General features: G+C 65.5%; 11 protein-coding genes. 9 read left to right on the top strand and 2 right to left on the bottom strand.

Annotated elements, in window-relative coordinates:
* The first annotated feature begins 47 nt into the window (after positions 1–47).
* From RH90_RS23410 to RH90_RS10555, 9 genes are all read left to right on the top strand, one after another.
* Positions 48–194, top strand: a complete 147-nt coding sequence (locus tag RH90_RS23410) for a hypothetical protein (protein ID WP_157134567.1) — start codon at positions 48–50, stop codon at positions 192–194.
* Between the two features lie 115 nt (positions 195–309).
* Positions 310–1,311: a PhoH family protein gene (locus RH90_RS10590; protein WP_010185592.1), complete on the top strand. Its 1,002-nt coding sequence runs from the start codon at positions 310–312 to the stop codon at positions 1,309–1,311.
* A gap of 51 nt (positions 1,312–1,362) precedes the next feature.
* Complete coding sequence (locus RH90_RS10585) at positions 1,363–1,617, top strand: type II toxin-antitoxin system VapB family antitoxin (RefSeq protein WP_010185591.1); 255 nt, start codon at positions 1,363–1,365, stop codon at positions 1,615–1,617.
* Positions 1,614–2,012, top strand: a complete 399-nt coding sequence (locus tag RH90_RS10580; RefSeq protein ID WP_010185589.1) for a type II toxin-antitoxin system VapC family toxin — start codon at positions 1,614–1,616, stop codon at positions 2,010–2,012. The genes RH90_RS10585 and RH90_RS10580 overlap by 4 nt, the downstream gene beginning before the upstream one ends.
* Positions 2,012–2,521 carry an rRNA maturation RNase YbeY gene (gene ybeY, locus RH90_RS10575; RefSeq protein WP_010185588.1) on the top strand — a complete coding sequence of 170 codons (510 nt, stop codon included), beginning with the start codon at positions 2,012–2,014 and terminating at the stop codon, positions 2,519–2,521. The genes RH90_RS10580 and ybeY overlap by 1 nt, the downstream gene beginning before the upstream one ends.
* A 9-nt stretch (positions 2,522–2,530) precedes the next feature.
* A complete protein-coding gene (locus RH90_RS10570; RefSeq protein WP_010185586.1) occupies positions 2,531–3,454 on the top strand; it encodes a hemolysin family protein in 924 nt (307 codons plus the stop codon).
* 83 nt (positions 3,455–3,537) lie between these two features.
* On the top strand, positions 3,538–4,140 hold the full coding sequence (locus RH90_RS10565) for an outer membrane beta-barrel protein (protein WP_010185584.1): 603 nt from the start codon (positions 3,538–3,540) through the stop codon (positions 4,138–4,140).
* Positions 4,141–4,257: 117 nt separating this feature from the next.
* Positions 4,258–6,504, top strand: a complete 2,247-nt coding sequence (katG, locus tag RH90_RS10560) for a catalase/peroxidase HPI (protein WP_010185582.1) — start codon at positions 4,258–4,260, stop codon at positions 6,502–6,504.
* Between the two features lie 181 nt (positions 6,505–6,685).
* Positions 6,686–8,008 (top strand): PQQ-dependent sugar dehydrogenase, encoded by a 1,323-nt coding sequence (locus tag RH90_RS10555; RefSeq protein ID WP_029625225.1) that lies wholly within the window; start codon positions 6,686–6,688, stop codon positions 8,006–8,008.
* 18 nt (positions 8,009–8,026) lie between these two features.
* Here the strand turns inward: RH90_RS10555 and RH90_RS10550 are convergent, their stop codons facing one another.
* Together RH90_RS10550 and RH90_RS10545 are read right to left on the bottom strand one after the other, a co-directional pair.
* Positions 8,027–8,329: a polyhydroxyalkanoic acid system family protein gene (locus RH90_RS10550; RefSeq protein WP_010185579.1), complete on the bottom strand. Its 303-nt coding sequence runs from the start codon at positions 8,327–8,329 to the stop codon at positions 8,027–8,029.
* A gap of 10 nt (positions 8,330–8,339) precedes the next feature.
* Positions 8,340–8,756 (bottom strand): VOC family protein, encoded by a 417-nt coding sequence (locus RH90_RS10545; RefSeq protein ID WP_010185577.1) that lies wholly within the window; start codon positions 8,754–8,756, stop codon positions 8,340–8,342.
* Positions 8,757–8,859 lie beyond the last annotated feature (103 nt).

Here is an 8,859-nt window from a genome sequence, read left to right as displayed (position 1 = left end):
ACCAGAAACACTCGACACTGTAAAACAAAAAGCGCAAACCACAGCTCATGCCCAAACCCGCCCCGACCGAGCTCGTGCCGCCGCAATGGAAGCGCAATCCGGCGGCCTTGTGGGTCTATATCGCGGCGGGCGTCGGCATGATCCTGCTGTCGGGCGGACGCATCGTGCTCGAACGGATCGGCCTGCGCCGCTGATCCTCGCGCGCGCGCCCAGCGCCTGCGGGCGCCGCGTCGGAATATTCCGATCGCCACCTATCTATCCGCGCCGCGCCCCCTACCTTTTGCTCACCCTCCGACGTTAAGGAACCGCATGAGCCGCAAGCCCGTCCCCGCGCAATCCGGTGATCGCAGCCGCACCGAACTCGTGTTCGATCGTCCCCAATTGATGGCGCAGCTGTTCGGCGAATTCGACCAGAACCTGCTCGCGCTCGAGAACAAGCTTGGCGTCTACATCACCGCGCGCGGCAACAAGGTCGGGCTCGAGGGCAGCGCCGAAGCCGTCGCTCAATCCCGTGACGTGCTCCATGGGCTCTACAACCGCATCGTGCGCGGCGAAGTGGTCGATACCGGGCTGATCGACGCGGTGATCGCGATGTCGAGCGAGCCGACGCTCGCCGGGATCATCCAGGCCGATGCCGGCGGCGGCGCCGTCCCGCAGATCATGATCCGCACGCGCAAGAAGACGATCGTCCCGCGCACGATCGCCCAAGCGCATTACATGCGGCAACTGCTCAACAACGACATCATCTTCGCGCTCGGGCCCGCGGGCACCGGCAAGACCTATATCGCGGTCGCGCAGGCGGTGGCCCAGCTCATCACCGGCAGCGTCCAGCGCCTGATCCTCTCGCGCCCCGCGGTCGAGGCGGGCGAGAAGCTCGGCTTCCTCCCCGGCGACATGAAGGAGAAGGTCGATCCCTACCTTCGCCCGCTCTACGACGCGCTCAACGACTGCCTGCCCGCCGAGCAGGTCGAGCGCCGCATCGCCAGCGGCGAGATCGAGATCGCGCCGATCGCCTTCATGCGCGGGCGTACGCTGGCCGACGCGTTCATCATCCTCGACGAAGCGCAGAACACCACGCCCGCGCAGATGAAGATGTTCCTCACCCGCTTCGGCGAGAACAGCCGGATGGTGGTGTGCGGCGATCCCAAGCAGACCGATCTTCCCGGCGGCATGAATGCGTCCGGGTTGAACGATGCGGTCGGGCGGCTCGAAGGCGTCGAAGGCCTGTCGATCTGCCGCTTCGGCTCGGGCGACGTCGTGCGCCATCCCATTGTCGGTCGTATCGTCGAGGCGTATGAAGGCGCGAGCTGATTGACATTCGGGATATCCTCGCTGTATTTTGAGGATATCCCGGAGGCTGCGATGGCGTCGCTCTACATTAAAAACCACGATACTGCCGATCTCGCGCGTGAGGTTGCGGCCTTGCTCGGCACCAGCAAGACCGCTGCGGTTCATGACGCGCTCGAGCATCGCAAACGCGCGCTTCAAGCTGAGCAGAACCGGAGCATCCATGATCGGCTCGCCGCATGGCGCGCGGACCATCCGCTCGGTCACCCGACCGGGCTCGAGGCCGACAAGGCATTCTACGATTCGCTGAACGATGAGGATGAGGATTGATCCTCTTTCTTGATGCATCGGCGATGGTCGCGATGATCACAGCAGAGCCTGGTTCGCCCGCCCTCGAAGAAAGGTTCGGCGCGGCGGAAGAAATCGTCTGTTCGGCGATCTCGCTATGGGAGGCGGCGCGCGCGATTGCCAGGAAACGGACAGTGCCGATCACGCTCGCCTTTTCCGAAATCGAAACGTTCGTCGCCGACTTCGCGATCCGTCTGGTTCCGATCGGCGCAAGGGAGAGCGCTGTCGCTGTCGATTCGTATCAGCGCTATGGCAAAGGCACCGGCCACGCCGCCAAGCTCAACATGGGCGACTGCTTCGCTTATGCCTGCGCCAAGACCAACGACGCCAGCCTGCTCTACAAGGGCAACGACTTCCTCCATACGGACCTTGCCTGATGCTTGAAATCGCCCTCTCCCACGAAGACGTCTGGCCCGAGCACGACTGGGAAGCGCTCGCCACCCGTGCCGCCACCGCGGCAATCTCGCGCACGCCACACGGAGAACTCGTCACCGGCGCGGCGACGGTCGAAATCTCGATCCGCCTCGCCACCGATGCCGAGGTGCAAATCCTCAACGCGCAATACCGCCAGAAGGACAAGCCGACCAACGTGCTGTCCTTCCCGATGGTCCAGGCCGATCTGCTCGACACGATCGGGCGGAACAGCGACGATGGCGAGGTGCTGCTCGGCGACATCGTCCTCGCGCACGAAACCTGCGCGCGCGAGGCGATGGAAAAAGGCGTCAGCCTCGAAGATCACGCAACGCATTTAATCGTGCATGGCACGCTGCATTTGCTAGGCTATGACCACATGGTCGGCATGGAGGCCGAGGCGATGGAGGCGATCGAGATCGACGCACTCAAGAGCCTCGGCCTTGCCGATCCCTATCTGATCGAAGAGGACTGAACGACCGCCATGCCCGACGGCCAAAGTATTACCGGCACCGCCAGCCATCTCGGCGGTGCCCATCACGCGGAAACCAGCATCTGGCGGAGCTTCCGCAGCTGGATCTCGGGGCATACCGGCGATGAATCGCTCCGCGCGACGCTCGAAGAGGCGATCGACGCGCACGAGGATGACCCCGCGCCCGACGCCAAGGGCGATCTCTCCCCGCTCGAACGCACGATGGTGCGCAACCTGCTCCATTTTGGCGAGCGCGATGCCGGCGACGTCGGCGTGCCGCGCGCCGATATCGTCGCGGTCGAGGAGCGTACCAGCTTCGCCAACCTCGTCGCCTTGTTCGCCGAGGCCGGCCACAGCCGCCTGCCGGTCTATCGCGAGAAGCTCGATACGATCATCGGCATGGTCCATATCAAGGACGTGTTCCAGATCCTCGCCACCGGCGCGCCGCACCCGCCGAGCATCGCCGAGCTGATCCGCGAGCCGCTCTACGTCCCGATGTCGCGCGGCGCGCTCGATCTGCTCGCCGATATGCGTACAAAACGCGTCCATCTCGCGATCGTGCTCGACGAATATTTCGGCACCGAGGGCCTGGTCACGATCGAGGATCTGATCGAGGAGATCGTCGGCGATATCGAGGACGAGCATGACGACGCGCCCGAGGCGCTGCTCGTCCCGCTCGACGGCGGCGCCTGGGAAGCCGACGCGCGCGCTGAATTGGAAGATGTCGGCGAGACGATCGATCCACGGCTCGCCGAGGTCGATGGCGACATCGACACGATCGGCGGCCTCGCCGCGGTGCTCGCGGGGCATTTGCCGCAGGTCGGTGAATGCATCGTCCACGACAGCGGCTGGACGCTCGAAGTCACCGCCGCCGACACGCGCCGTGTGCTCGGCCTGCGGCTGCATCCCCCCAAGCCCGAACCCGAGCAAGGTTAACCGGAAATGGCCGTTTCGGTCACGTAACATTCAGGCGACAAAAGCAAATCTCGTTTCGCTATCGTAGCGAAAGGGGAGCTGCCATGATCTGCCGAATCGTCTCTTCCACCACCGTCGTCTCCGTCGCCATCCTGTCCGCAACCGCCGCTCGTGCCGAGGAGCGCCCCTTTACCGGGCCGCTCGCCGGCATCGAGGCCGGGGCGCGCGAAGACCATGACTATTTCAACCTGATCGACCTCCAGAGCGGACAGTCGATCAGCCGCTACTATCGCGCCGTCGGCCCGAGCGCCGGCGCCTTCGCCGGTTACGACCTCGCGATCGCCGAGAAAATCCGCATCGGTGGCGAAATCGGCATCAACATTGGCGGCGGCCGCGATGTCGCGCGGTTGCCGAGCGGGGTGCGGTTCTTCGAGCAGCATCCGCGCTACGGCTATCGGCTGAGCATCCGCGCCGGCTATCTCGCAACCCCCCGCCTGCTGCTTTATGGGACGGGCGGCTATGGCGGGAACCGGTACCGGATCGACTTCAACCCCGGCATCCCTGGCGTCTACCAATGGGGCAGCAGCTTCATTGTCGGCGGCGGCGCCGAATATCGCCTGAGCCGTCGCGCAGGGCTGAGGGTCGACTTCAAGCATGTCGACAACCAGGCGAGCCAACTGATGCTCGGCCTTCCGGTCCGCTTCTGACAGCCAACCGCGAAAATCACCCGGTCGATCACTCTCTGCGGTTTAATACATTTCCTCGATCACGGCGTTCATGGCATCCTCCGCTTCGAGACCACAAGCCTCGACATGGAGAGAGACATGGACGCCGTTACCTCAGGCAGCCCGCTGAGCGACCCGAGCAAGGAGCCCGCCGCGCTCCGCTCGCTGCTCGGCCGCACCAATCGCGATTGGTGGCCCAACCAGCTCAGCCTCGAAATCCTCCAGCAGCATGGCCTTTCGGCGAACCCGATGGGCGACGACTTCGATTATGCCGAAGCCTTCAACACGCTCGACTACGCCGCGGTGAAGCGCGACCTGACCGCGCTGATGACCGACAGCCAGCCTTGGTGGCCCGCCGATTACGGGCATTATGGCCCGTTCTTCATCCGCATGGCGTGGCACTCGGCCGGCACCTATCGCACCGGTGACGGTCGCGGCGGCTCGTCGTCGGGCTCGCAGCGCTTCGCACCGCTCAACAGCTGGCCGGACAACGGCAACCTCGACAAGGCACGTCGCCTGCTGTGGCCGATCAAGTCGAAATACGGCAAGCAGCTGAGCTGGGCCGATCTGTTCATCATGGCGGGCAACGTCGCGATCGAATCGATGGGCGGACCCGTGTTCGGCTTCGGCGGCGGACGCGAGGACGTGTTCGAGCCGATGAAGGACATCTATTGGGGCACCGAGGAAGAGTGGCTCGGCACGACGCGCATCGAGGAGGAATCGGGGCGTGCGCTCGAGAACCCGCTCGCCGCGATCCAGATGGGCCTGATTTACGTCAACCCGGAAGGGCCGGGCGGCTGCCCCAACCCGATGGGCTCGGCGCGCGATATGCGCGAAACCTTCGCGCGCATGGGCATGAACGACGAGGAAACCGTCGCACTCACCGCCGGCGGCCACACCTTCGGCAAGGCACACGGCGCGGGTGACGCCTCGCTCGTCGGGGTCGAGCCCGAGGGCGCCGACATCGCGACGCAGGGCCTCGGCTGGATCTCGACGCATGGCAGCGGGATCGGCGACGACACGATCACCTCGGGGATCGAAGGCGCCTGGACGCCGACGCCGATCACCTGGGACCAGACTTATTGGGACATGCTGCTCGATCACGAATATGAGCTCGTGAAGAGCCCGGCAGGCGCGCACCAGTGGCAGCCGGTCGGCAATCCCGAAGAGACGCTGGCACCCAAGGCGCACACCCCCGGCGTGAAGGTCCCGACGATGATGACGACCGCCGACATGGCGCTCAAGAAGGACCCGGCCTATCTCGAGATCAGCAAGCGCTTCCAGAAGGACCCGGCGGCGTTCGCCGATGCCTTCGCGCGCGCCTGGTTCAAGCTGACGCATCGCGACATGGGGCCGAAGGTCCGCTATCTTGGGCCAGAGGTTCCGGCCGAAGATCTGATCTGGCAGGACCCGATTCCGAAGGCGGATTACCCGCAGGTCGAAGCTGGCGACATCGCCGATCTCAAGCAGGCGATCGCCAATTCGGGGCTTTCGGTGGCCGAGCTGGTGACGACGGCCTGGGCCTCGGCCTCGACCTATCGCTATTCGGACCATCGCGGCGGCGCCAACGGTGCGCGCATCCGGCTCGCCCCGCAGAAGGATTGGGAGGTCAACCAGCCCGAGCAGCTCGCCAAGGTGCTGGGTGTCTACGAAGGCATCAAGGCCGATTTCGACGGCAAGGGTGAGAAGAAGGTGTCGATCGCCGATCTGATCGTGCTTGGCGGTTCGGTCGGTGTCGAGGCGGCTGCCAAGGCTGCGGGCCATACGATCGAAGTGCCGTTCATGCCGGGCCGTACCGACGCTTCGGCCGAGCAGACCGATGCCGCAAGCTTCGATGTGCTCGAGCCCAAGGCCGATGGCTTCCGCAACTATCTCTCGGTCAAGTTCAGCGTCCCGACCGAGGAATTGCTGGTCGACCGGTCGCAGTTGCTGGGTCTCAGCTCGCCTGAGATGGCGGTGCTCGTCGGCGGCCTGCGCGTCATCGGCGCCAACCACCCCAAGGCCGAGAAGCATGGCGTCTTCACCGACCGCAAGGGCCAGCTGACCAACGACTTCTTCGTCAATCTGCTCGACATGCAGACCGCGTGGAAGCAGCTCAGCGATGACAGCGACGAGGAATATCTCGGCACGCTGCGCGAGACCGGCGAGGAAAAGTGGACCGCCTCGCGTACCGACCTGGTGTTCGGCGCCAACTCGCAGCTCCGCGCTCTGGCCGAGGTCTATGCCTCGGGTGATGCCGGCGACAAGTTCGTGCACGACTTCGTCAAGGCGTGGGTCAAGGTGATGAACGCCGACCGCTTCGACCTGGCCTCGGGCCATGTCCGCGGCGAGCCTGCGGTCGCCTGACGCACGTACTTAGCCCCTCCCCTTCAGGGGAGGGGTTGGGGTGGGGAAGTAACGGGCGCTAGGTCTCTGCGAGGCCTCCCCCACCCGCTACCCCTCCCCTTAAGGGGAGGGGCTTTCTTTGTCACAGCGCCCCCGCGAGAACGCGCTTCCCCTGCCCGGCTTCGCCGCCTATTTCCCGTCCATGCGCAAACACATTCTCATCATCCTAGCGATCGTTCTCGTCGTCGCGATCGGGCTCCTCTGGTGGATGTTCCAGCCCGAGCCCGCCCAGCTTCCCGCGAGTGCGGTCGAGGGCGACCGCCCGACCATCTCCGCCCCGCGCGAGCAGACCATCCCGACCGTCAAGGTCGCCGACCGCGTCGGCTGGCAGAATGGCGCGATGCCGGTCGCCGCGCCGGGCCTCAAGGTCGCCGCCTTCGCTACCGGGCTCGATCACCCACGCTGGCTCTATCGGCTGCCCAATGGCGACGTGCTCGTCGCCGAGACCAACTCGCCGCCACGCGCGACCAAGGGCATTGCCGACGTCGTGATGGGCTTCCTGCTCAAGAAGGGCGGCGCCGCGGTCCCCTCGCCCAACCGCATTACGCTGCTGCGCGATGCCAATGGCGACGGCGTCGCCGAGACGCGCACCGTGCTGATCTCCGGCCTCAACTCCCCCACCGGCATGGCGCTGCTCGACGGGCAACTCTACATCGCCGACACCGATGCGCTCGTCCGCGTGCCCTTCACGCCCGGCCAGACCAGGATCACCGCCAAGCCCGAAAAGGTCATCCCGCTCAATGGCGGCGGCAACCATTGGGCGCGCACGCTGCTCGCCGGGCCCGACGGGCTGCTCTATGTCGGCGTCGGATCGTCGAGCAACATCGCCGACAACGGCCTCGACGCCGAGAAATTCCGCGCCAACATCCTCCAGGTCGATCCCAAGGCGAAGACTTTCCGCGTCTTCGGCGCAGGGCTCCGCAACCCGCAGGGCATGGCGTTCGAGCCCAAGTCGGGCGCGTTGTGGGTGGCGGTCAACGAACGTGACATGCTCGGCTCGGACATCGTCCCCGATTACATCACGCGTGTCGGGCTCGGCGACAATTTCGGCTGGCCCTGGTATTATTGGGGCGGCTATCCCGACGCCCGCGTGAAACCCGAAAACCCCGCGCTGCAGGAATATTCCAAGCGTCCCGATTACGCGATGGGCCCGCACGTCGCCGCACTCGGCCTGACCTTCGCCGCCGATGCCAAGCTCGGCGGGAAGTTCGCCAACGGCGCGTTCGTCGGCGAGCACGGCTCGTGGAACCGCGTGCCGGTGTCGGGTTACAAAGTAGCGTTCGTGCCGTTCGGCAGCAACGGCTTCCCGGTCAAGGGCAGCAAGCCGGTCGACGTGCTGACGGGCTTCCTCAACGCCAAGGGCGAAGCGCAGGGTCGGCCGGTCGGGGTGATCACCGATCAGGCGGGCGCACTGCTGGTCGCGGACGATGTCGGCAACACGATCTGGCGGGTTAGCGCTCGGTAGAGCGCTTCCGTCCCACGGCTATTGCAGCATCTTGGGCGCTTCTTTCGCCAACTTCGCGCGGATCTTGTCGGCGAAGAGGCGGAGGAACATCGGCAGGTCGATCTCGGCGCGCACCTTGTCCTGCGCCACTGTCAGTCGGCTCGCAACGCGCTGGCCGAGCGCGGTGACGGTGAAATGCATCGTGTCGCCTTCCCAGCGATGATCGACCGCCGTCGCGCCGGGCACCATCTCGACGATCTTGCCGACCCCGCCCTCGACGCGCGCGCGGGCGCCTGCGAGGCCGAGCTGGTGCGGAATTTCGAGGGTGATCGGGTCGCTCATCACAAATCCTTCATGTCGCGAAGATCATCGCGTCATCGGCAAACGCCTTGAACTCGAGCGCGTTGCCCGAAGGGTCATAAAAGAACATCGTCGCCTGCTCGCCCGGTTGCCCGACGAAGCGCAGATGCGGCGCGATCCCGAAGCGCGTGCCCGCCGCGGTCAGCCGGTCGGCGAGCGCCTGCCAGTCGGGCATCGACAGCACGACGCCGAAATGCGGCACCGGCACGTCGTGGCCGTCGACCGGGTTGGAGACGGCGACGGGCTTCGCCGCCGGGTCGAGATGCGCGACGATCTGGTGGCCGTAAAGATCGAAATCGATCCACGCGTCGGAGCTGCGCCCTTCGCGACAACCGAGCGTTTCGCCGTAAAAGGCGCGCGCCGCGGCGAGGTCATGGACAGGGAAAGCGAGGTGGAAAGGGCGTGTCATATACGAGCCCTACCAAATCCTCCCCCGCAGGGGGAGGGGGACCGCCAGCCTTCTTCAGGCTGGTGGTGGAGGGGGCGTGCCGCGAGCGCACCGCTTGTGGCGC

Origin of the sequence: Sphingomonas sp. PAMC 26605, assembly GCF_000241485.1 — a bacterium.
Lineage (GTDB): Bacteria > Pseudomonadota > Alphaproteobacteria > Sphingomonadales > Sphingomonadaceae > Sphingomonas.
The sequence above is the reverse complement of the archived record's forward strand: the minus strand, read 5'-3'. Positions and strand labels throughout refer to the sequence as shown.